The 21,663-nt window shown below is 67.4% G+C and carries 19 protein-coding genes; 6 read left to right on the top strand and 13 right to left on the bottom strand.

Annotation, left to right across the window (positions count from 1 at the left end):
* Positions 1–21: 21 nt before the first annotated feature.
* Positions 22–1,533, top strand: coding sequence for a gliding motility protein (locus tag ACZK4H_RS14675; RefSeq protein WP_099551874.1), 1,512 nt, complete (start codon positions 22–24; stop codon positions 1,531–1,533).
* Positions 1,534–1,635: 102 nt separating this feature from the next.
* On the opposite strand, the gene ACZK4H_RS14680 is transcribed toward ACZK4H_RS14675, so the two are convergent.
* The 5 genes from ACZK4H_RS14680 to efp all read right to left on the bottom strand — a co-directional run bounded on the left by ACZK4H_RS14680 (position 1,636) and on the right by efp (position 5,902).
* Complete coding sequence (locus tag ACZK4H_RS14680; protein WP_099551875.1) at positions 1,636–2,340, bottom strand: isoprenoid biosynthesis enzyme family protein; 705 nt, start codon at positions 2,338–2,340, stop codon at positions 1,636–1,638.
* A gap of 11 nt (positions 2,341–2,351) precedes the next feature.
* Entirely contained in the window at positions 2,352–3,047 is a 696-nt protein-coding gene (locus ACZK4H_RS14685) for a phosphoglycolate phosphatase (RefSeq protein ID WP_099551876.1), read from the bottom strand.
* Complete coding sequence (ubiG, locus tag ACZK4H_RS14690; protein WP_099551877.1) at positions 3,044–3,760, bottom strand: bifunctional 2-polyprenyl-6-hydroxyphenol methylase/3-demethylubiquinol 3-O-methyltransferase UbiG; 717 nt, start codon at positions 3,758–3,760, stop codon at positions 3,044–3,046. Before ubiG ends, ACZK4H_RS14685 begins: the two co-directional genes overlap by 4 nt.
* Positions 3,761–3,785: 25 nt before the next feature.
* On the bottom strand, positions 3,786–5,129 hold the full coding sequence (locus ACZK4H_RS14695; protein WP_099551878.1) for a TRZ/ATZ family hydrolase: 1,344 nt from the start codon (positions 5,127–5,129) through the stop codon (positions 3,786–3,788).
* A 206-nt stretch (positions 5,130–5,335) separates the two neighbouring features.
* On the bottom strand, positions 5,336–5,902 hold the full coding sequence (gene efp / locus ACZK4H_RS14700) for an elongation factor P (RefSeq protein ID WP_006457340.1): 567 nt from the start codon (positions 5,900–5,902) through the stop codon (positions 5,336–5,338).
* A gap of 120 nt (positions 5,903–6,022) precedes the next feature.
* Here efp and epmB point away from each other — a divergent pair, with 120 nt between their 5' ends.
* Entirely contained in the window at positions 6,023–7,039 is a 1,017-nt protein-coding gene (epmB, locus tag ACZK4H_RS14705) for an EF-P beta-lysylation protein EpmB (protein WP_164145906.1), read from the top strand.
* 67 nt (positions 7,040–7,106) lie between these two features.
* Here epmB and ACZK4H_RS14710 read toward each other — a convergent pair whose 3' ends face one another.
* Genes ACZK4H_RS14710 through ACZK4H_RS14720 form a run of 3 tightly spaced genes read right to left on the bottom strand, consistent with a single transcriptional unit; the run spans position 7,107 to position 10,979 of the window.
* Positions 7,107–9,233 (bottom strand): putative bifunctional diguanylate cyclase/phosphodiesterase, encoded by a 2,127-nt coding sequence (locus tag ACZK4H_RS14710; protein ID WP_099551880.1) that lies wholly within the window; start codon positions 9,231–9,233, stop codon positions 7,107–7,109.
* Positions 9,230–10,162: a phosphate/phosphite/phosphonate ABC transporter substrate-binding protein gene (locus ACZK4H_RS14715; protein ID WP_099551881.1), complete on the bottom strand. Its 933-nt coding sequence runs from the start codon at positions 10,160–10,162 to the stop codon at positions 9,230–9,232. Before ACZK4H_RS14715 ends, ACZK4H_RS14710 begins: the two co-directional genes overlap by 4 nt.
* A 46-nt stretch (positions 10,163–10,208) precedes the next feature.
* Positions 10,209–10,979 carry an RNA methyltransferase gene (locus ACZK4H_RS14720; protein WP_099551882.1) on the bottom strand — a complete coding sequence of 257 codons (771 nt, stop codon included), beginning with the start codon at positions 10,977–10,979 and terminating at the stop codon, positions 10,209–10,211.
* 120 nt (positions 10,980–11,099) lie between these two features.
* Here ACZK4H_RS14720 and ACZK4H_RS14725 point away from each other — a divergent pair, with 120 nt between their 5' ends.
* A complete protein-coding gene (locus ACZK4H_RS14725; protein WP_005417749.1) occupies positions 11,100–11,927 on the top strand; it encodes an inositol monophosphatase family protein in 828 nt (275 codons plus the stop codon).
* A 762-nt stretch (positions 11,928–12,689) separates the two neighbouring features.
* Here the strand turns inward: ACZK4H_RS14725 and htpX are convergent.
* Positions 12,690–13,556 (bottom strand): protease HtpX, encoded by an 867-nt coding sequence (htpX, locus tag ACZK4H_RS14730; protein WP_010486600.1) that lies wholly within the window; start codon positions 13,554–13,556, stop codon positions 12,690–12,692.
* A gap of 93 nt (positions 13,557–13,649) precedes the next feature.
* Between htpX and gluQRS the strand changes: the two genes are divergently transcribed.
* The 3 genes from gluQRS to phaR all read left to right on the top strand — a co-directional run bounded on the left by gluQRS (position 13,650) and on the right by phaR (position 16,053).
* The gene (gene gluQRS / locus ACZK4H_RS14735; RefSeq protein WP_099551883.1) at positions 13,650–14,570 is read left to right on the top strand and encodes a tRNA glutamyl-Q(34) synthetase GluQRS; all 921 of its coding nucleotides are present in this window, start codon (positions 13,650–13,652) and stop codon (positions 14,568–14,570) included.
* Positions 14,571–14,587: 17 nt separating this feature from the next.
* Positions 14,588–15,328, top strand: coding sequence for an acetoacetyl-CoA reductase (gene phbB, locus ACZK4H_RS14740; protein ID WP_099551884.1), 741 nt, complete (start codon positions 14,588–14,590; stop codon positions 15,326–15,328).
* A 185-nt stretch (positions 15,329–15,513) separates the two neighbouring features.
* The gene (gene phaR / locus ACZK4H_RS14745) at positions 15,514–16,053 is read left to right on the top strand and encodes a polyhydroxyalkanoate synthesis repressor PhaR (protein WP_099551885.1); all 540 of its coding nucleotides are present in this window, start codon (positions 15,514–15,516) and stop codon (positions 16,051–16,053) included.
* 74 nt (positions 16,054–16,127) lie between these two features.
* Here the strand turns inward: phaR and ACZK4H_RS14750 are convergent, their stop codons facing one another.
* The 4 genes from ACZK4H_RS14750 to ACZK4H_RS14765 all read right to left on the bottom strand — a co-directional run bounded on the left by ACZK4H_RS14750 (position 16,128) and on the right by ACZK4H_RS14765 (position 21,622).
* Entirely contained in the window at positions 16,128–17,078 is a 951-nt protein-coding gene (locus ACZK4H_RS14750; RefSeq protein WP_099551886.1) for a TraB/GumN family protein, read from the bottom strand.
* 1 nt (position 17,079) lies between these two features.
* Positions 17,080–18,009 (bottom strand): DUF1684 domain-containing protein, encoded by a 930-nt coding sequence (locus tag ACZK4H_RS14755; protein WP_099551887.1) that lies wholly within the window; start codon positions 18,007–18,009, stop codon positions 17,080–17,082.
* A gap of 11 nt (positions 18,010–18,020) precedes the next feature.
* A complete protein-coding gene (gene mutL / locus ACZK4H_RS14760) occupies positions 18,021–19,925 on the bottom strand; it encodes a DNA mismatch repair endonuclease MutL (protein WP_099551888.1) in 1,905 nt (634 codons plus the stop codon).
* 134 nt (positions 19,926–20,059) lie between these two features.
* On the bottom strand, positions 20,060–21,622 hold the full coding sequence (locus ACZK4H_RS14765; protein ID WP_099551889.1) for an N-acetylmuramoyl-L-alanine amidase: 1,563 nt from the start codon (positions 21,620–21,622) through the stop codon (positions 20,060–20,062).
* Positions 21,623–21,663 lie beyond the last annotated feature (41 nt).

Genomic DNA, 21,663 nt, shown 5'->3' on the forward strand with positions numbered 1-21,663 from the left:
CAAGGAAACAAGGAACGTTGCATGCCCGCCCCGGGTGATATCTACACTGTCCACAACGCACGCCTGCAGGCGTTCGTCGCCTACCAGCTGACCCATCAGGACGATCGCGAAGGCGGCTTCGCCATCCTGACCCTGGACTGGACCGGCACCACCCTGCCCGACCCGGCCGCCGTGGCGGCGATGCAGCCCGCGCGCTTCGACTACCTGCACCAGGACAACGCCCTGGACCATCTGTGGGTGGGCAGGCGCGTGCCGCGCGATTTCCAGCATATGGGCTGGCGCGCGCCGCTGGTCGGCAGCGCACCCGACAGCTACGGCACCTGGCCGGACGGCTCGGAAGTGGAACGGCAACGCCATTGGAATGCGCAGGACGCGGCGGCCGTGCAGGCCTTCAAGACCGCCGCGCGCGCGCCCGAAAACCACACGGTGCTGCTGGAACGCGGCCAGTACCCGGTACGCCGCAGTGCCACGCGGCTGGATGGCCAGGCCATGAACTTGGCGCCTTCGCTGGCCCTGTTTGATGCCCTGCCCTTGCTCACCCGGCTGGATATCGCCGAACCGGTGCCCGACCTGCTGCCGTGGCTGCGCACGCGGCCGCTGATCCATTCCCTGGACATCAGCGGCCAGTACGCACCCGCGCTGGACCTGCGCGGTACCGGGCTGCTGCAACTGGTCATTGATGTCACCGGCCTGCGCAGCCTGCACCTCAATGCCAGTCTGTCCCGGCTCACCCTGCAGGGTTCGATCAGCCCCGACCTGGTCATCCACGGCGAGGACGACGGACGCTGGCTGACCGTGATCAGCAGCGACGCCGGCCTGCCGTGGTCCGGTCTGCCGCAGCTGGGCGAACTACAGTTGCGCGAGGTGCGCGAGGTGGATGCCAGCCGCATCGCCGCGCGTTTCCCGCAGCTGCGGGCGCTGCGAATCGCCGGCGCCCCCTGCGTGCTGCAGGGCCTGCAGCACCTGGGCGATCTACGGCAGCTGCATACGCTCAGCGCCAGCGATGTATTTCCAGCGGAGGACGCCGTGTTTCCCGCACCGGAGTGCTGGCCCAGCCTCTGCCGGCTGTGGCTGCACAGCCTGCCGGCCGCGCTCGGCAGCGCCATCCGCAAGGCGTACAAGGGCGAGGTGGCGAAAGGCTTGGATCTGGACGTAGGACAACTGCGCAAGCCCGAATGGCTGGCCGCCAACCTCGACAATCCCTTCCGCGACTGGGAGGGCGGCACGCATATCAGTACTGCGCAGGCGAAAAAGGCAGCCGCGCTGTATCGCAACGCCTGCACCGATGCCCTGAAGCTGGACACCGGCGGCGGCGATGCCGCGGAACTGACCGCAGCCCTGGCGCAGATCGGCCGCGCCTACACCGAGGGCTTCAACGCACTGGACCGCCGCAGCGGCTTCATCGAAACCGAGGAACGCGAGCAGATCTACACGGCGTGGATGGGCATCGTCGATGCAGTGGATGCGCGAAGTGAAATCGCGTTGGACCGCGAAGTACTGCGCGCTGCAATGAATGAGGTCAGGACGTTCTGAGACGCCAGAGGGCGGTAGTGCCGGCCGCTGGCCGGCAACCGCATGACCCTTCGCGGCACGACCGGGCAGCCGGCCAGCGGCCGGCACTACCAGGCAGTTGAATCAACCGCGCGCGGCCCACCACACGCGCAGCAAGGTGCGCACCGGTGTCGCTTCAATCGGCTTGCCTGCAGCCTGCGCGGCCACGCGGGCGCGGGCCAGGCTGGACCAGATACGGCGCGGGCGCGGACCGGATACGCGGCTGCCCCAGCCCTTCAACAGGTACTGCGCCCAGCACTGCGCGGCCGTGCTGGAATCCTCATCCAACAGGCTGCGCGGCACACCGGCCACGCCGGCATCCTGCAGGCGCTGGGCCAGGGTCTGCAGCTGCACCGCGCGACCGGCGCCGGTGCGCGGCCTGTCGTTGAACAGCGCCGCTTCCACCGTGGCAACCGCGTCGGCGTAGTTGGCCAACGCGCGCTCGGCGCTGGCCGCATCCAGTGCGACGGTGCGCGCTTCAACCAGATCCGGCAGCGCCTCGGCCAGCTGCGCCCACGGCGCACGCACTGGCTCCAGCAGGCGGCCCAACGGGTGACGCGACCGGTGCGCAGCCCAGCTGCGCAGCTCCTCGCCCCACCAGGCCAGCTTGGCATCGGCTGGCATCGGGTCGCCACTGGTGTTGAGCATGTCGTCGAATTCCTGCAGCAGCGCGAACCACGCCACTGCAAGCTCGCGTTGCGATTCGGCCACGAACGGGGCGGCCACCGACCATTCCGGCCAGCGGCTGCGCCACTTGTCGAGGAAACTGTCCAGCGCGGTACTGCTCACTACGTCATTCCTTACGGCTGGGCCGGGGTTGCCGGCCGGGTCGGCCAGAGGCTGGCCAGTTGCAGAAGTCCGGCGTTCTCGACCAGCACGTCGGCCTGCCACGCCAGCGGGTCGTCACTGTGCAGGCGGTAACCCCACAGCGCCGCGACCGACGGCATGGCCGCAGCCCGCGCAGCAATGATGTCGCGCTCGTCGTCGCCCACGTACACGCAGTCTTCGGCGGCAACGGCAATCGCCTGCGCGGCGTGCAGCAGGGGCAGCGGATGCGGCTTGCGCTCGGCAAGGCTGTCACCGCCCACCAGTACCGCACAGCGCTGCTGCCAGCCATGCTGCGGCAGGATCAGGCGCGCCAGGTACTCGGGCTTGTTGGTGACGATGCCCCACACGGTACCGGCGTCATCCAGTGCAGCAAGCATGTCTGCAACGCCATCGAACAGTACCGCGTGCTGGCCGATCAACGCCTCGTAGCGCTGCAGGAACTCCGGAATCAGCGCATCACGCGCCGCCGTGTCCAGATCGGGGAAGGCTGCCGAGACCATCGCACGCGAGCCCTTCGACACCACCGGGCGCAACAACGCCGGATCGATCGGTGCACGACCACGCTCGGCCAGCATCGCATCGCAGGTGGCGACGAAGTCCGGCGCACTGTCCAGCAGGGTGCCGTCCAGGTCGAACAGCACCGCACGCGGGAAACCGGTGGAGGTCATGCCGGCTTGACCGCGTAGGCGAGGTAGTTGATGTCGGTGCGGCTGCTCAGGCGGGCATGATTGCGCCACGGCTCGTAGGCCATGCCGCTGACATCCACCAGCTGCATGTCGGCCTCGCGCAGCCAGCGCGCCAGCTCGGCCGGCTTGATGAATTCCTGGTAGTGATGGGTGCCCTTGGGCAGCAGCCGCGCCACGTACTCGGCGCCGACAATCGCCACCGCGAAGGCGGCAGCGGTGCGGTTGATGGTCGACAGGAACAGGTGGCCGCCCGGCTTCAACAGGCGCTTGCAGGCCTCGATGATCGCGCCCGGATCCGGCACGTGCTCGAGCATTTCCATGCAGGTGACCACATCGAAACTGCCCGGCTGCTCGGCAGCCAGGTCCTCTGCAGCCTGGACGCGATATTCGACCTTGGCACCGCTTTCCAGCGCGTGCAGGCGTGCGACCTTGACCAGTTCCGGGGCCAGGTCGATGGCGGTGACGTCGGCACCGGACTGCGCCAGCGCCTCGCTCAGCAGGCCGCCACCGCAGCCGATATCCAGCACGCGCGCACCGCGCAGCGGCACGCGGTCAGCCACGTACTTCAGCCGCACCGGGTTCAGCGCATGCAGCGGCTTCTGCGGGCCGTCAGCGTCCCACCAGCGGTTGGCCAGTGCGGCGAACTTGTCCAGCTCGGCCTGATCGAAATTGGAGGATGCGTGGGGGGCAGTCATGGGGAAGTCCTTGCAGCGCCGGGGTTCAGGCGCGGATATGACGGATACGCTCGCGCCACTGGCGCGCGTTGGCGATGATGCCCGGCAGGTCCATGCCGACCAGCTCGCGCTGCACCAGCTTCGGCTTGCCGGCGATCCAGACGTCGCTGACCTGCTGGCGGCCGGTGGCGTACACCAGCTGTGACAGCACGTTGTGCAGCGGCTGGGTTTCCAGCGCCGACAGGTCAACGCAGACCAGGTCGGCCTGCTTGCCGACTTCGATCGAACCGATGCGCTCGCCGAAGCCCAGTGCGCGGGCGCCGCCCAGGGTGGAGGCGCGCAGCGTGGTGGCCGCGTCCAGCGCGGTGGCATCGTCGGCCACGGCCTTGGCCAGGATCGCCGCGGTGCGGTTCTCGCTGAACATGTCCAGGTCGTTGTTGCTGGCGCAGCCATCGGTGCCGATCGCCAGGTTCACGCCGGCACGCTGCAGGGCGCAGGCCGGGCAGAAACCGGAGGCCAGCTTCAGGTTCGATTCCGGGCAATGCACCACGCTGACGCCGCGTTCGGCGCACAGGTGGATTTCCGCGTCGGTCAGCTGGGTCATGTGCACCGCGATCAGGCGGTCGTTGACCAGGCCGAGCCGATCCAGCCGCGCCAGTGGGCGCTGGCCGTGCAGCTTGATCGAATCGGTGATTTCCTGCGCGGTCTCGTGGGTGTGCAGGTGGACCTGCATGTCGAGCTGGTCGGACAACATCCGCACCCGCTCGAAGTTGGCATCGTTGACCGTATATGGCGCGTGCGGCGCGAACGCAGTACCGATCAGCGGATCGGTTCGCCACTGGTCATGCAGTTCACCGGCCTTGGCGAAGTACTCGTCGTCGGTCTTGGCCCAGGCGGTGGGGAAATCGATGATGACCGCGCCGACCAGCGCGCGGAAACCGTGCTTTTTGTAGACCGCAGCCTGCACGTCGCCGAAGAAGTAGTTCTCGTTGGCGCAGGTGGTGCCGCCGCGCAGCATCTCGGCGATGGCCAGGGTGGTGCCGTCGGCGACGAATTCGGGGCCGATCACCGCCGCTTCCACCGGCCAGATGTGCTGCTGCAGCCAGGTCATCAGCGGCAGGTCGTCGGCGACGCCGCGCAGCAGGGTCATCGGATTGTGCGTGTGCGCGTTGACCAGGCCCGGCATCAGCGCCGCCTCGGGCCGGCTGACCACCTGCGCGGCGCGGAAGCGCGCACGCGCCTCGGCACGCGGCAGGATGGCAACGATCTCGCTGCCACGCACGGCAACGGCATGGTCTTCCAGCACCACCGCATGCGGCTCGATCGGAACGACATAACCGGCTTCGATGAGCAGGTCGCAGGCTTCGGGGAGGTGCGGGCTATCGCTCATGCTGGCTCACTGGCTGGGGGGCGGCGAGATACTTCTGGGGGACACGCCCCTGAGTCAGGGGCTGCCGCGAAGCGGCGGGGTCTGGAGACTCGTGAAGCGGGACCCATGATCTGCCGAAGCAGATCATGGGAGCGCCAGCGCGGATGCGATGGCGCGTATCCGAGCATGGCTCGGCTCTACAGTAAGGTCGGCCTATGGCCGGAACCTTACTTGACGCGTGCGGAGTACTCGCCCGAACGGGTATCAACCTTGATGATTTCATCCTGGTTGACGAACAGCGGCACGCGGACCACGGCGCCGGTTTCCAGGGTGGCCGGCTTGCCGCCACCACCCGAGGTGTCGCCACGGACGCCCGGATCGGTTTCGGTGATCTTCAGCTCGACGAAGTTCGGCGGCTGCACGAAGATCGGCTCACCGTTCCACAGGGTGACCACGCAGGACTCTTCGCCCTTCAGCCACTTCTCGGCGCCGCCCATGCCGGCCTTGGTGGCCTGGACCTGCTCGAAGGATTCCGGGTCCATGAAGTGCCAGTACTCGCCATCGCTGTACATGAAGTTCATGTCGGTATCGACGACGTCGGCTGCATCCAGCGAGTCGGTCGACTTCATGGTCACTTCCTGGGTGCGGCCGTCCTTGATCAGGCGGTACTTCACGCGGGTGAAGGCCTGGCCCTTGCCCGGCTTGACGTATTCGGTGTCGATGATGACGGCCGGTTGGTTGTTGACCAGGATCTTCATCCCGTTCTTGACGTCGTTCATGCCGTAGCTGGCCATGCGTAAACTCCTGAGTGGCAAAAACGCCGCGGGTGCGGCGAGCCGTTAGAATGGAAAGCCCACCGGATGCCGGTGGGCGACTGTTTTTCTGCCCCCATGATAACCGCAGGCCCCCTCTCCATGCAGCTTTCCGCCTTCCCCCGGCCCCAGTCGCCAGGCGCGCCCGCGCGCTGGCAGCAGCTCTGGCGCCAGGCACTGCGCGACCCGCAGGCCCTGCTGGCCCGGCTGCAGCTGGACCCGGCTGCGCTGGGCGTCTCGGACGCGGCCATGGCCCAGTTCGCGCTGCGCGTGCCGGAGGGGTTCGTGGCCCGCATGCGCAAGGGCGATCCGGCCGATCCGCTGCTGCGGCAGGTGCTGCCGATCGACGAGGAAATGCGTCCCGCGCCCGGGTTCAGCTTCGATGCGGTGGGCGATGGCGCGGCCAAGAAGGCCACCGGCGTCATCCAGAAGTACCGAGGCCGCGCCCTGCTGGTGGCGACGGGCAGCTGTGCGATCAATTGCCGCTACTGCTTCCGCCGCCACTTCGACTATGGCGCGGAGAATGCTGCCAAGGGCGGTTGGCAGGACGCGGTGTCGGCCATTGCGGCCGACCCTGACATCGACGAGGTGATCCTGTCCGGCGGCGATCCGCTGTCACTGGCCACGCACAAGCTGGTCGAGCTGACCGATGCCCTGCGCGCGATTCCGCACATCCGCCGCCTGCGCATCCACAGCCGCCTGCCGATCGTGCTGCCCGAGCGCGTGGACGAGGAACTGCTGGCCTGGCTGGGTGGCCTGCCGTGGCCGCTGGCCATCGTGGTCCACGCCAACCACGCCAACGAATTCGACGCCAGCGTGGACGCCGCGATGGCCCGCCTGCGCGGCATCGGCGCCCAGCTGCTGAACCAGGCGGTGCTGCTGCGCGGGGTCAACGACAGCGTGCAGGCCCTGCAGAACCTGAGCGAGCGCAGTTTCGCCGCCGGCGTGCTGCCCTACTACCTGCACCAGCTGGACCGGGTCGAAGGCGTGGCCCACTTCGAGGTGGACGACACCCGGGCCAAGGCACTGATTGCAGGCCTGACCGCGCAGCTGTCCGGCTATCTGATCCCGAAGCTGGTGCGCGAACTTCCCGGTGACCCGAGCAAGCGCCCGGTGTAATTACGTAGCGGGGTCAGATCCCTTTTCCTGCGGAAAAGGGATCTGACCCCGGCACAACGTCACTCGGTCAGAGGCCCGATTCGATCATCCGCACCACTTCGGTGGCGGTGACCGGGTGGCTCAGCCAGTAGCCCTGCCCCAGATCGCAGCCGCGCTGCGCCAGCAGTTCAAACTGCGCCTGCTGCTCGATGCCCTCGGCCACCACCGTGATGCCCAGCGCGTGGGCCATGGCGATGATCGCCGTGGTCAGCGCGAGGTCATCGGGATCACGCTGCATGTCGGCCACGAAACTCTTGTCGATCTTCACGCCGTCCACCGGCACCTGGCGCAGGTGGCTCAGGCCGGAGAAGCCGGTGCCGAAATCGTCCAGCCAGACCTTCACGCCGGTGCGATGCAGCTTGTCCAGCAGCTGCGCGGCGACCATCTCGTCACCGATCACCGCGGTCTCGGTCAGCTCCAGGTGCAGGCGCGACGCTGGCAGTCCGGATTCATGCAGGCATTGCGCGACCAGCGCCGGCAGTTCACCGCCGCGCAGCTGCCGCGGTGACACATTGACCGATACGAACAGGTCGTCGCCTGCCACGCCACGCGGCCATTGCGAGGCCTCCATGCAGGCCGCACGCAGCACCTTCGGGCCGATGATCTCGATCAACCCGCTCTGCTCGGCCACTTCGATGAACACCGACGGCGGAATCGTGCCCAGGGTCGGATGCTGCCAGCGCAGCAGCACTTCGACGCCGACCATGCGACGGTCGCGCATGCGGAAGATCGGCTGGTAGGCCAGGCGCAGTTCCCCGCGCTCCCAGGCCCCGCGCAGCTCCTGCTCCATGTGCACACGACGCTCGACCGCATGGTCCATCGCCCGGCTGTAGTAGCGGTAGCAGTTCTTGCCCGCCATTTTCGCCTGGTACATGGCGATGTCGCCGTTCTTCAGCAGCGTCGTCGCGTCGGCCGCATCATCGGGGAACAAGGTCACGCCGATCGAGGTACCGAGGAACAGCTCCCGGCCCTGCACCACCAGCGGCCTGCCCAGCTCACGCACCAGCACCTCGGCCAGCAGCCGCGCGTTGGCGGCCACGTCACCGTCGCCGACCAGAATCACGAATTCATCGCCACCGAAGCGGGCCAGCAGGGCCTCGTCACCGCCCGCTTCCGCGACCGCGCGACCGATGCGCTGTGCGAACTGCAGCAACGCCTCGTCACCGGCCTCATGGCCAAGCGTGTCGTTGACCCGCTTGAAATCGTCGATGTCGGCGAACAGCAGTCCCAACCGATGATTGGCGGCACGCGCCGCCATCAGCCGATGGTCCAGCGCTTCGCGGAACGCCAGCCGGTTGGTCAGCCCGGTCAATGCATCGGTGTAGGCCATGTGCCGCACTTCGCGGTCATGGCGGGCGATCGCATCGCGCATGCGGGCGAAGCCGCGCACCAGCTCACCCACTTCATCGTCACGGGTGTTCTCGGCCAGCGGTGTCTGATAGTCCCCCGCCTCGATGCGACGCGCGGCCGCGGCCAGGTCGCGGATCGGCGCGACCAGCGTGCGCTGCACGTACAGGATCACCACCACGCCAATCACCACCAGCAACCCCAGCATCAGCAGCAACCATCCCAGGTGGCGGCTGCCGACCAGCTGCAGGCGCTCGCCAAGGGTGGCATTGGCCGCCTGTTCGCGTTGCTGCACCTCGTCCAGCGCCATCCCGACGCGGACGCCGCCGATGCGCTGGTTGCCGACCATGATCGGCATCGTGTTGTCCAGCACCTTCGGCGATTCCTGCACCAGCAATGCCTGCGCCGCCGCAGCCTTGGGCGCCAGGGGATCGGCCATCGGCTGGCCGAATCCCGGGACCTCGACCGAGCCGTCGTGCACCAGTCGGCCACGCTCGTCGAACACCAGTACATAACGCACCACTGGCTGCCGCGCCGTGCTGCGCACCAGTACGCCGACCTGGTCCAGGTCGCGGTAATACAGCGGGTTGGCCAGCGCATCGGACAACTCGCGCGCCATCGCTTCGCCGCGGCTGCGCACGCTGCGGTCGAACAATTCATGGATGACGCCACCGCTGAGGGTGCGCACCTCGCTCTGCATCGCCGTCTGGCGCCCCAGCAGCACCGCCAGGATCGCGACCACCACGACCATCGCTCCGCCCATCGCCAGCAGGAACCGGGCCTGCATCCCCGAGCCGAGCCACTTCATTCCACTTCCATCCGCACGCGCGTCAATCCTTGTTTCAATTCATCCAACCGCTGCTGCGCATGCGCATCGACACGGTGGAAACCGGAAGTGCCAAAAAACCGATGCAACGCGCCCTGCGCCTGCGGGTCGCTGGCTGCCTGCAGCAGGACTTCCTGCAGGCGATCACGCACCCGGGCATCGAGGTCGGCGCGGACCATCTCCACCGCACGCGGGTACGGTTCGGTACGCAGCAGTTCGCGGAAATCGCGCCGGAATGCAGCCGGCACCCGCCGCTCGTCATTCCAGTCCACGCTGCTCACCGCCCCCACATCCGCCATCCCCTTGTGCACGTACGTCGCGATGTTCAACTCGCTGCGCGCGAACACATACCCCACGCTGTCACGGCCTGGCACGTCCCAGACCCCGGCCAGGATCTGTGGCGACAGGCCATGGTTCAGCAGGGTCATCACCGGCACCAGGTAGGCGCTGGTGGAAGCCATGTTCTGCAGGGCCAGGCGATGGCCGCGCAGATCCTGCACCCGCTGGATGGGACTGTCGCTGCGCACGAAGAACACCGTCTGGTACTCGCGCACCCCGTTGCGTTCGGTCAGCAGCAAGGGGCGAGCGCCGCTGCGCTGGCCCAACGCCACTGCCGTACCGGAGGTTTCCGTGACCCAGTCGACCCGTCCCCGCCGCAGATAGCTCGCCATCTGCTGCGGGTCGCGGGCCATCAGTATCCGCCCCTCCTGGATGCCGACGTCATGCATGCGAGCCACAACGTAGTCCAGCAGGGGTTGCAGCTGCTCGTAGTGGGCCTTGGGGTCATCGCTGATCCGGCCCAGCACCAGCACCGGATCCGGTGCTGCATGCACGGCTCCGGCCAGCAGGACCATGGCCAGGCTCAGCAGTCCCCCCTGCATTGCCTTTCGCAGACCCGACACAGACGTCATCCCCCCTGGGTATCCAGACAGACTACCCGAAAAAATGAGAACGCCGTCAGCTGTCCTTGCTACCGGCCTGTGCCAGACGCGCCATGCGCTGGGTGTCGGCGAGGATGCCGCGCAGCAGGCGCACTTCCTGCTCGCTCGGTTCGCTGCGCAGGAACAGGCGGCGCAGCTTGCGCATCGCCGATTCCGGGGCACGCCCCTTGTGGAAATCGATCTCGTCCAGGGTGTCGGAAAGCTGGGCGAAGAAGCTCTCCATCTGCTCATGGCTGGCCGCCTGCTCGCGGAAGCTGGGTTCGGTTTCTGCAACCGGCTGCGCCCCAAGCAGTTGCATGCGCGTTTCGTACGCCAGCACCTGCACCGCGGCGGCCAGGTTGAGCGAGCTGAACTCCGGGTCGGACGGAATATGCACCGCCGCATGGCAGAGCTGCAGTTCCTCGTTGGTCAGGCCGGTGCGCTCGCGGCCGAACACCAGTGCCACCTCGGCACCTTCGCCCGCCTTGGCCACCGCACGGGCGGCAGCATCGGCCGGCAGGTATTCCTCCAGCTGGACGCGGCGGGCACGGGCCGTGCAGCCCAGTACCAGGCGACAGTCAGCCACGGCCTCGGCCAGGGTAGCCACCACCGGGGCATCCCCCAGCACGTCTTCGGCACCGGCCGAACGGCGGAAGGCCTCTTCGTCGAGCGGTTTTTCGGGGGCGACCAGCACCAGGCGGGCCAGGCCCATGGTCTTCAGGGCGCGGGCGGCAGCCCCCATGTTGCCGGGGTGCTGGGTACCGACCAGGACGAATCGGAGGCGGGTGGCGGCAGGAAACTGGGACATGAACAGGGAAAAGGTCGAGCTGGACGATGACCAATGGTAAACTGTGCGGCCGGCCACTGCGCCGGACCCGCTCTTTTCCCCCGCCAGTCCATCTCTTCTGCCTTTCCGGGAGCCCACGCCATGCAGAAACCCGCCGTCACCGTCATGGTCAAGGCCGCCCGCCTCGCCGGCAACGTCCTGTTGCGCAACATCAACAAGCTCGAGGCACTGAACGTGGTGCAGAAGGGCCGGATGGACTACGCCAGCGAAGTGGATGCGGACGCGGAAAAGGTCATCGTCAAGGAACTCAAGCGCGCCTACCCGGACTACGGCATCTTCGGTGAAGAAGGTGGCGTGCAGGGCGAGCGCCGCCAGATGTGGGTCATCGACCCGCTGGATGGCACCAGCAACTACCTGCGCGGCGTGCCGCACTACTGCGTGTCGATCGCCCTGGTCGAGAACGGCGAGCCGACCGATGCGGTCATCTTCGACCCGCTGCGCAATGAACTGTTCACCGCCAGCCGGGGCGCTGGTGCCGTGCTGAACGACCGCCGCATCCGCGTGGCCGACCGCAAGGACCTGGAAGGCACCATGATCCACACCGGCTTCGCCCCGCGCGAGCGCAGCCGCGCCAGCGCCCAGCTGAAGGCGGTCGACGCCCTGCTGGTGCACGGCGAGGACATCCGCCGCACCGGTTCGGCCGCGCTGGACCTGGCCTACGTGGCCTGCGGCCGTGCCGACGCCTACTTCGAGGCCGGTGTGAAGGCGTGGGACATCGCCGCCGGCCTGCTGCTGGTCCGCGAAGCGGGCGGCAAGGTCTGTGACTTCAAGGGCGCCACTCTGGGCCGCATGGACAACCGCGGCCCGGAGACCCACCAGATCGTGGCCGGCAACCTGAAGGTGGCCGAGTCGCTGCAGAAGGTGCTGGTGAACACTGGCTACGCGGCGGAGTTCGACGCGAAGTTCTGAGGTTCCGTGTAACGCGGTTCATGGAGACGGCACCTGCGAGGGTGCCGTTTTCGTTTGTGCGCCGACGCATTGGCGCGCCAGGCGATGCCTGGGGATCATTTCCGCGACTGCGGAGGGGTGTCACTTTCTTTGCTCGTGCACCGCGCTGCAGGAGCAGCGTGGAACGGCGTAGCCGGCCCGTAGGGTGGCGCACATGGATGTGCGCCATCAAGAAAGTAACCAAAGAAACACGCCGCCAGGGCGCGAGCCGATGCTGCGCATCGGTACCCTGCGCTCCTCGGCCCGCCGAGGGACGGTGCGGGAACTCGCTACGCTCAGACACCCGCACCTCTTCGCCCTCGCCGGACCTGCGGTGCTCGGCTCGCTCAAGGCGGACCCAAGGTCAAACGCCACAGCTGCACCCAGTAGATCCACGCCACGCGTGGATGCTTTGCCGTTGATCTTGACTTCCAGTCCGCCTTGAGCGAGCCGAGCATCGCAGGGGAATCAGGGGCGGAGAGGCGCCGGTGTTTGAGCGCAGCGAGTTCGGCGCCGTCCCCTGATTCTCCGAGAAGCGCAGGGTACCGGCGTGCGCAGCACGTCGGCTCGCGGCCGGCGGAGCGTTTCTTTGGTTACTTTCTTTGCGCGCAAAGAAAGTGACACCCCTCCGCAGTCGCGGAAATGACTCTCGCCGAGTCGTACCCGGCGTCACCGATGCGTGCGCGCAAACAAAAACGCCCGGCGCGGGGCCGGGCGTTCCTGCACTACCGTGGAAGCGGAGGCTTACGCCACCGTCGACGCCCGCAGCGCGGCGATGCGCTCTTCCAGCGGCGGGTGGCTCATGAACAGCTTCTTCGCGGTCGAACCAGCAATACCGAAGGCGGCAATCTGGGTCGGCAGCGTGCTCTGGCCGTGGTTGAGCTGCAGGCGCTCCAGCGCGGCGATCATCTTCTGGCGACCGGCCAGCGAGGCACCGCCAGCGTCGGCGCGGAACTCGCGGTGGCGCGAGAACCACATCGAGATCATGGTAGCGAACAGACCGAACACCATCTCCAGCACGAACACGATGATGTAGTAGGCAAAGCCGCGGCCGCCGCCTTCGCGGTTGCCCGACAGCGCGCTGTCGATGATGCCGCCGACCACGCGGGCCAGCACGATCACGAAGGTGTTCAGCACGCCCTGCAACAGCGCCATGGTGATCATGTCACCGTTGGCGACGTGGGCGATCTCGTGGCCCAGCACCGCTTCGGCCTCATCCTCGCTCATGTTGTGCAGCAGGCCGGTGGACACCGCCACGAGCGCATTGTTGCGGTTGGCGCCGGTGGCGAAGGCATTGATCTCCGGACCTTCGTACACGGCCACTTCGGGCATGCCGATGCCGGCCGCCTTGGCCTGGCGCTCGACGGTGGCCAGCAGCCAGCGTTCGGTCTGGTTGCGCGGCTCGGTGATCACCACCGCGCCGGTGGAACGCTTGGCCATCCACTTGGACAGCAGCAGCGAGATGAGGGAGCCACCAAAACCAAAGATCGCGGCCATGACCAGCAGGCCGCTCATCTGGTTCGAATTGACCCCCAGCAACGACATCACGATGCTGGCGAGGATCAGGACCGCGAAATTGGTCGCCAGGAACAGGGCAATGCGGGTAAACATGGGAAAATCCGGCTCGGAAGGGGTCGATACCGGTCAATTTGCGGTGTGGTCAGCTTGAATTCAAGCGCCAACCTGACCGACGATTCAGCCAGCATGACCTCCCCCATTCCCTGCGGCCGCTTCGCGCCCTCGCCGACCGGCCTGCTCCACCCCGGATCCCTGCTCGCCGCCTTCGGCAGCTGGTTGCTCGCGCGCCATCACGGCGGCCTGTGGCGGCTGCGCATCGAAGACGTCGACCCACCGCGCACCGTTCCCGGCGCCGCCGAGTCACAACTACAGGCGCTGGCAGCGTTCGGGCTGGCCCACGATGGTGCGATCCTCTGGCAGAGCGCGCGCGGCGAGGCCTACCAGGCCGCCCTGGACGTGCTGCTGGCCAGCGACCAGGCCTTTGTCTGCCATTGCAGCCGCAGCGACCTGGCTGCCAGCAGTGGCATCCACCATCGTTGCGTCGCCCGTCAACCTCGGCCGGACCCCGCCGTCCGCTTCCGTGTTCCACGCGGCAGCATCGTGCGCTTCACCGATGGCCTGCGTGGACCGCAGCAGCAGGACGTGCATGCCGAGGTCGGCGACTTCGTGCTGCGCCGTGCGGATGGCTGCTGGGCCTACCAGCTGGCTGTCGTGGTCGATGACGCCGCACAGGGCGTGACCGAGGTGGTACGTGGTGCCGACCTGCTCGACTCTACAGCGCGGCAGATCCTGCTGCAGCAGGCATTGGGGCTGGCGGTGCCGCACTACTGGCACCTGCCGCTGCTGTTGGATGCGCCGGGCCACAAACTATCCAAGTCGCTGGCGGCACTGGCGGTGGACAGTTCGCGCCCACTGCCGGTGCTGCGCCAGCTCTGGCAGCTGCTCGGCCAGGCACCCGGGGCACTGGAACCTGCGCACGATCTGGACACGCTGTTGGCGGCCGCCCGGCAGGCCTTCGACCCAGCACTACTGCCACGTACCGACATCCTGCTGCCACCCGGCGCACTTTCTGCGCCGATGTTGCAGAATCACCCCTCCCCCACCTGATTTCCGGACAGCATTCCATGACATCTCGCGTCGCACTGGTCACCGGCGGAACCGGCGGCATCGGCACCGCCATCTGCCAGCGCCTGGCCGACCAGGGCCACCGGGTCGCCACCAATTACCGCGACGAGGCCAAGGCCCGCGCCTGGCAGCAGGCGATGGCCGAACGCGGTTACAGCGTGTCGATCTTCCCGGGTGATGTCTCTGATCCGGACAGTGCCGAAGCACTGGTGCGTGCAGTCGAGGCCGAACTGGGCCCGGTCGAAATCCTGGTCAACAACGCCGGCATCACCCGCGACACCACCTTCCATCGCATGCGCGCGGACCAGTGGCACGATGTGATCAACACCAACCTCAACTCGGTGTTCAACGTCACCCGCCCGGTCATCGAGGGCATGCGCCGGCGGGGCTGGGGCCGGGTCATCCAGATCAGCTCGATCAACGGCCTGAAGGGCCAGTACGGCCAGGCCAACTACGCGGCCGCGAAGGCCGGCATGCATGGCTTCACCATCTCGCTGGCCCGCGAGAACGCCGGCTTCGGCATTACCGTCAACACCATTTCGCCCGGCTACGTGGCCACCGACATGGTGATGGCGGTGCCGGAAGAAGTGCGCGCCAAGATCGTCGCCGACATTCCCACCGGGCGCCTCGGCAAGCCGGAGGAAATCGCTTACGGGGTGTCCTTCCTGGTGGCGGAGGACGCCTCGTGGATCACCGGCAGCAACCTGGACATCAATGGCGGCCACCATATGGGTTGGTAAGCCGCGCCAACGGCCACAGCGGCGCACACCCGCCGCCCCTGCCGATGGTCATGCTGCGCAGCACGCAAACCCTTGTTGCGCAACATGATCCCCCGTGAAAGCCAAGCCTGGCGGGGGCTGAGGCGGTTGCAACGGCTGCTGCACTGCGCCATGCTGCGCATCTACTGTGACGAGTGACCGCTTCAATGGCTGCGACCCGCATCATCAAGAAGTATCCGAACCGCCGTCTCTACGACACCGAGATCTCCAGCTACATCACCATCGAGGACGTGCGCCAACTGATCCTGGACGGTGAAGACTTCGAAGTCCGAGACGCCAAGAGCGGCGACGACCTCACCCGTTCGGTCCTGCTGCAGATCATCGCCGACCAGGAACAGGACGGCGAACCGATGCTGTCCACCCAGCTGCTGAGCCAGCTGATCCGCTTCTACGGCGACTCCCTTCAGGGCTTCATGGGCAACTACCTGGAGCGCAGCATGCAGGTCTTCCTCGACCAGCAGCAGCAGTTCCGCCAGCAGATGGGCAACCTGCTGGGCCAGACCCCGTGGGCGATGATGAACCAGTTGACCGAGCGCAACCTGGAGCTGTGGCAGGAATTCCAGCGCAGCATGGGCACCGGTTTCGGTGGTCCGCGACCGGGTGGCACCGGAACGGGAACCGGCGCAGGTACCGGCAACAAGCCGAACGAGCCGGGCACCGGCACCGGCGGCAAGACCCGCCGCTGAGCTGCGGCATCGGCTGATACGAAAACGGCGCGCCCCTGGCGCGCCGTTTTGTTTGGCATCGTGCCAACGATACGTCAGCGTTTCGCCTTGCACCCCGTGCATACGCGCTCGACCTTGTAGCCCTTCGCCTTCAGCTTCTCGACCACGCCGTCGTTGCCCAGCAGGTGCAGGGTACCGACCACCACCAGCGTGCCGCCCTGCCCGGCCTGCAGGTACGGCAGCAGCTTCGGCACCCAGGCATCGTTGCGCCCGGTGTTGATGCGCTGGTAAAGCTGCGGGTACTGCTGGCGCATTTCCGCGGCCATCTTCGTCCACAACACGCGCTCATCGCCGCGCCGCCATGCGTCGTGCAGCTGACGTGCCTGCTCATCGCCCTTGCCCGCCTGATCCAGCGCCTCGGACAGCATCTGTCGCTGCTCCTGCACGGTCATGCCGTCGAGCATGCCGATCTGGGTATCGATGTCTTCCAACCCGGCAGTCTTGCGGCCGGTCTTCTGCGCACGCTCCATGAAATGACGGTCCAGGCCCAGCGCCGGGTCCAGGCCCATCTTCTGCATCTGCCCAACCGAAATGCTCAGGCCGACGAACCAGGGCTTCATGCCCTGCATCTGTGCCAGCGGAAGCTTGTTCTCGGATGCAAACGCCTGCAGCTTCTGCCAGGTGGCCGCGTCAAGATCGCGCTTGAGCTCGCTGCCATCGGTGCGCACCGCGGCCTGCACCATGCGGCTGGCCAGCTGCGGCGACTGCATGTCCTCCGGCGACAGTTCGAACACGACCCGCTGCGAAGCCTCGAAGGCCTGCTCGACATCGGGCGACAGCGGGTAGTCCTGCGGCTTCAACAGATGGAATGATCCAAGCAGGTACACGCGTGAATCCCCCGGGCCGGTCACCTTCCACAGCAGCGGCACCGGCGGCTTGGCCGCCGCCGTGGCGTCGGTGGCCGGTGCATTGCGCGCCGGTGCCAGCGGCGCGATTGCAAACGCTGCCATCAGCAGCGTTGCACGGAACAGTCGCTTCAACGGCATCTCAGCCTTCTCCTTCAGACAGGTGGTAGGCCTTCTCGCCCGCTTCCATGCGCAGGTCCAGCCGGTTTTCCGGCGGCGCCAGCGGGCACGTGGCATAGGCGGTGAATGCACACGGCGGGTTGTAGGCATGGTTGAAATCAATGCGTACCGTGCCGTCGGCAGCGGGCGCGTCGGTATCCAGGTAGCGACCGGCCGGATAACTGCCGCGGCCACTGGTGCGGTCGGCAAAGATCAGGAACAACGGCTGCCCGGCGGCTCCGATCGCCTCCAGCCGCCATGTGCGGCCGTCACGTTCGAATTCGACCGCACCGGCATTGGGCATTTCGGTGGTCAGACCGGTGATGTCGACAATGGGCAGGGTCTTGCCCGCCGGATGCGGGATGAAACGTGCCTGCACCTGCCAGTCCGGGCCACCCGGCCAGTACTCCAGGCCGGCGAAATCACGGCGCGCCGGCGCATCGGCGTGCTTGATCCGCAGTGCATCGCGCGGCCCGCGCCGGATGATGCTGAGCTGCCCCTTGCCGCCGTCGAAGGCCAACAGGGTCGGCTGCGGATCCTTGTCGGTGTCGATGCGGATACGGCCGCGTACCGGCTGGCCGTCATGGCTGACGTCCACACCGGCTTCGGGCGTGAACCACCACTGGCTGCCCTCGCGACGCAGCAGGCCCAGCTTGTCCGGGCCGACCGTCAGGCGGATGCCATTGGTGGCGCCGCTACCGACGAAATGTGATTTGTTCTGCAGCCAATGCAGGCCCACCAGGGCCGTCCAGCCATCGGGCCGGGTCAGGTCCTCGTAGCGGGCCACCCGCCATTGCTGCTGCGCGGCCGCATAGGCCGGATCTTCAGTGACCTTCGGCGCCGGCGGTGTCGCCGGGCTGCACGCGGCCAACAGCAAGGCGGCCAGCAGGCCGCCCATTCCCCGATAACGCATCGATGCTCCCCTCAACGTCCGCGCAGGAACCAGCGGTCGATTTCCGCCAGCGAAAAACGGGCCCAGGTCGGTCGGCCGTGGTTGCACTGGCCAGACCGCTCGGTGATTTCCATGTCGCGCAGCAGCGCGTTCATTTCCGGCACGGTCAGGCGCCGGTTGGCACGCACCGCACCGTGGCAGGCCATGGTCGACAGCAGTTCGTCACGTGCGCTGGCCACGCGGCGGCTCTGGCCATGCTCGCGCAGGTCGGTCAGCACATCGCGCAGCAGCCCCTCCGGTTCGGCATGCGCCAACAGCGCTGGAATACTGCGCACGTGCAGCGATCCGGGACCGGCACGGGTCACCTCGAAGCCGAGCGCCGCCAACGTTCCGGCTTCACTTTCGGCAGTGTCGGCCTCGCGCTCGCCCACCGCCAGCGTGATCGGCACCAGCAGCGGCTGCGACTGCAGGCCGATACCATCGTGCGCGTTCTTCAGGCGCTCGTAGCCGATGCGCTCGTGTGCGGCATGCATGTCGACCACGATCAGGCCTTCTGCGTTCTCGGCCAGGATGTAGATGCCGTGCAGCTGCGCGATCGCATAGCCCAGCGGCGGCACACCGGCATCGGCACTGGTGACCGGCAGGCCATTCTCGGTGGGCATCGGCGGCAGCGCCGCCCCGCGTTCGGCACCGGACGGCGTGGCATACAGTGCGGCGTAGGCCGCCGGCGCGTCAGCCACCTGCAGCCCAAGGGGCTGCTGCGGGCGCCAGCCGGAAAAACCACCACCACCGCCGCCTGGGCCGGCACCGGGCGCAGGCCCACGCACCAGCCCGAAACCCGACGCGCCCGCGCTCGATGCCATTGGTGCAGCGGCGGCGTCCACCGGATGCAACGGACCCGCACCGATCTCCTGCACCGACGTGCCGGCGCGGGTATCAGCCAGCGCGTCCTTCAGTGTGCGGTAGACGAAGTCATGCACCAGCCGCGAATCACGGAAGCGCACTTCATGCTTGGCCGGATGCACGTTGACATCGACGCGGGTCGGATCCAGCTCCAGAAACAGCACATAGGCCGGCTGCCGGCCGTGGTACAGCACATCGCCATAAGCCATCTTCACTGCGTGGGCGACACTGCGATCCCGCACCGAACGGCCGTTGACGTACAGGTACTGTTGATCAGCGCTGGCCCGCGAGTAATGCGGCTGCGCGATCCATCCATGCAGGCGCAGGCCGGCACCGCTGTGGTCAACGCGCACGGCCTGGTTGGCAAAGTCCTCGCCCAGCGTTTCGGCCAGCCGCGCATCGGAGTACAGATCGCCTGGCTTGTAGCGGCGCGAGGCCTTGCCGTTGTGCGACACGCGCAGCTCGACATCCGGTCGCGCCAGCGCCAGCGAACGCAGCCATTCTTCGATATGGCCCAGTTCGGTACGCTCGGCGCGCAGGAACTTGCGTCGCGCCGGTACGTTGTAGAACAACTCGCGCACTTCCACCGTGGTGCCCGGTGCATGCGCGCGCGGGGTCACCTCGCCGATCTTGCCGCCTTCAATCTGCAGTGCCGAACCGTGCTCGTCGTGCGCGCGGCGCGAGGACAGGGTGAAGCGGCTGACCGAGGCGATCGAGGGCAGTGCTTCGCCACGGAAACCGAGCGTGGCCACCGATTCGAGGTCGTCGAGGTCGGCGATCTTGCTGGTGGCATGGCGCGATACCGCCAGTGGCAGCTGTTCCGGTGCGATGCCACTGCCGTTGTCGCGGATGCGGATCAGGCGGACCCCCCCCTCCTCGAGGTCGATATCGACACGGCTGGCACCGGCATCGATCGCGTTCTCGACCAGCTCCTTGACCACCGATGCAGGACGTTCGACCACTTCGCCGGCGGCGATCTGGTTGATCAGGATTTCCGGCAACGGCCGGATCGGACGCGGGCCGGGCGCGCTCATGGGAGAGGATGGGCAGCAGACTTCATGGGTCGATGATAGCGGAGGCGCCGCATGTAGAGTCGACTGTCAGTCGACTGCTCTTCGCCGGGCACCGGAAACCCCGCGCTACGCGCGTAGTCGACCGACAGTCGATTCTACTTGCTGCCGCCGGCCATGGTCCCGGCAGCGTCGATCTCGGCCTGGGCGCGGGCCGCGTACAGCGTGCCCGGCGGTGGCTGGCGGCTGAAGAAGGTATGCACGCCATCGAGCACGGCACCGGCGATCTTGCGCTGGTAGGCCGGGTCGATCAGGCGGCGCTCTTCGTCCGGATTGGAGATGAACGCGGTTTCCACCAGCATCGCCGGCATGTCCGAGGTGCGCAGCACGGCGAAGTTGGCGCGTTCGATGTTCGGCTTGTGATTGTTGCCGATCCGCTTCAGGCCGCCCAGCACGTGGCCGGCGGCATCTTCAGACGCCTTCATGTAACCGCTCTGGGCCAGGTCCAGCAGCACGTTGGCGAGCGTGCCCTCGGTCTGCTGCAGGCGTACGCCACCCACCAGATCGGCCGCGTTCTCCTTGTCCGCCAGCCAACGGGCGCGCTGCGAAGAAGCACCCTTGGTCGACAGGACATAGACCGACGAGCCGGTGGCCGAACGGTTTTCAGCCGCATCGGCGTGGATCGAAATGAAGATGTCGGCCTTGTTCGCACGCGCCTTCTGCGCGCGCATCGGCAGCGGGATGAACACGTCGCTGTCGCGGGTCAGGTACGCCTTCAGGCCCGGCGTGGCGTTGACCTGGCGGGCAAGCTCACGGGCCACCGCCAGGGTGACATCCTTTTCGCGCTTGCCGGTCGGGCCGATCGCGCCCGGATCCTGGCCACCGTGGCCGGGATCGATGGCGACCACCAGATGACGCATGCCGGCCTGCATGCGGATGCGCGAGGCATCACTGGGCATGGCCGGACGCGGCGGTTCCACCGGCGTCGGTGCCGGTGCCGGCACGGTCGCCGGCGGCGTGGTCACCACGGCGGCGGTGCGTTGGCCGGCGAGGATCGCGGCCGGCGAGGAGGAAGGCGAGCTGCTGGCCACGGTTCCGGCAGCCGCAACCTGGGCCGGCGCGGTGGACGGCGCCGGGGTGGGCGTGGCTGGCGCGGCGGCAGTGGCACTGGCCTGCTGGCGAACCTGGGCAGTCAGCAGCGCGGTCGCACGCGCGGCATCGGAACGCGACTGCGCGCTCTCCGCCGGCGTCGGCGCGGGCGTGTTGACTGGTGCCTGCGGCTGCACCGCCGGCGTCGCTGCCGGACGGCTGGCGGCCACGGCAGGGCCATCGCCGGGCCATTCGATCACCAGCTTGGATTCATTGCCCTCGCGCTGCATCTGCGGGCGGAACGGCGCCACCGATTCAGCGAGGTCGAAAACGACACGGAAGGTTCCCGGCACCGGCTGTCCGGTACGCACCGCCGTCACCACGCCCTGCGCGGCCGGCATCTTCAGGTTGCGTACGGCGCTGGAGTCCGGGAAATCGACCACCAGGCGGTTCGGTCCGGCCAGCGACAGGGTCTTGTAACCGCCACTGCCGACCAACGAGATCTCGGCACGGGTGCCGGTGGCGCCCGTATTCAGCAGGACCTGGCGGACTTCACCGGCCCACGCACTGACGCTCGCCAGACCCAGTCCGACGGCGGCACAGATGGCGATGAGACGGTTCCCCGGGCGCATGGCTCAGGATTCAATCACCGCGCTGAACGGAATGCAACACC

The organism is Stenotrophomonas sp. 78350_Sma (assembly GCF_056482105.1).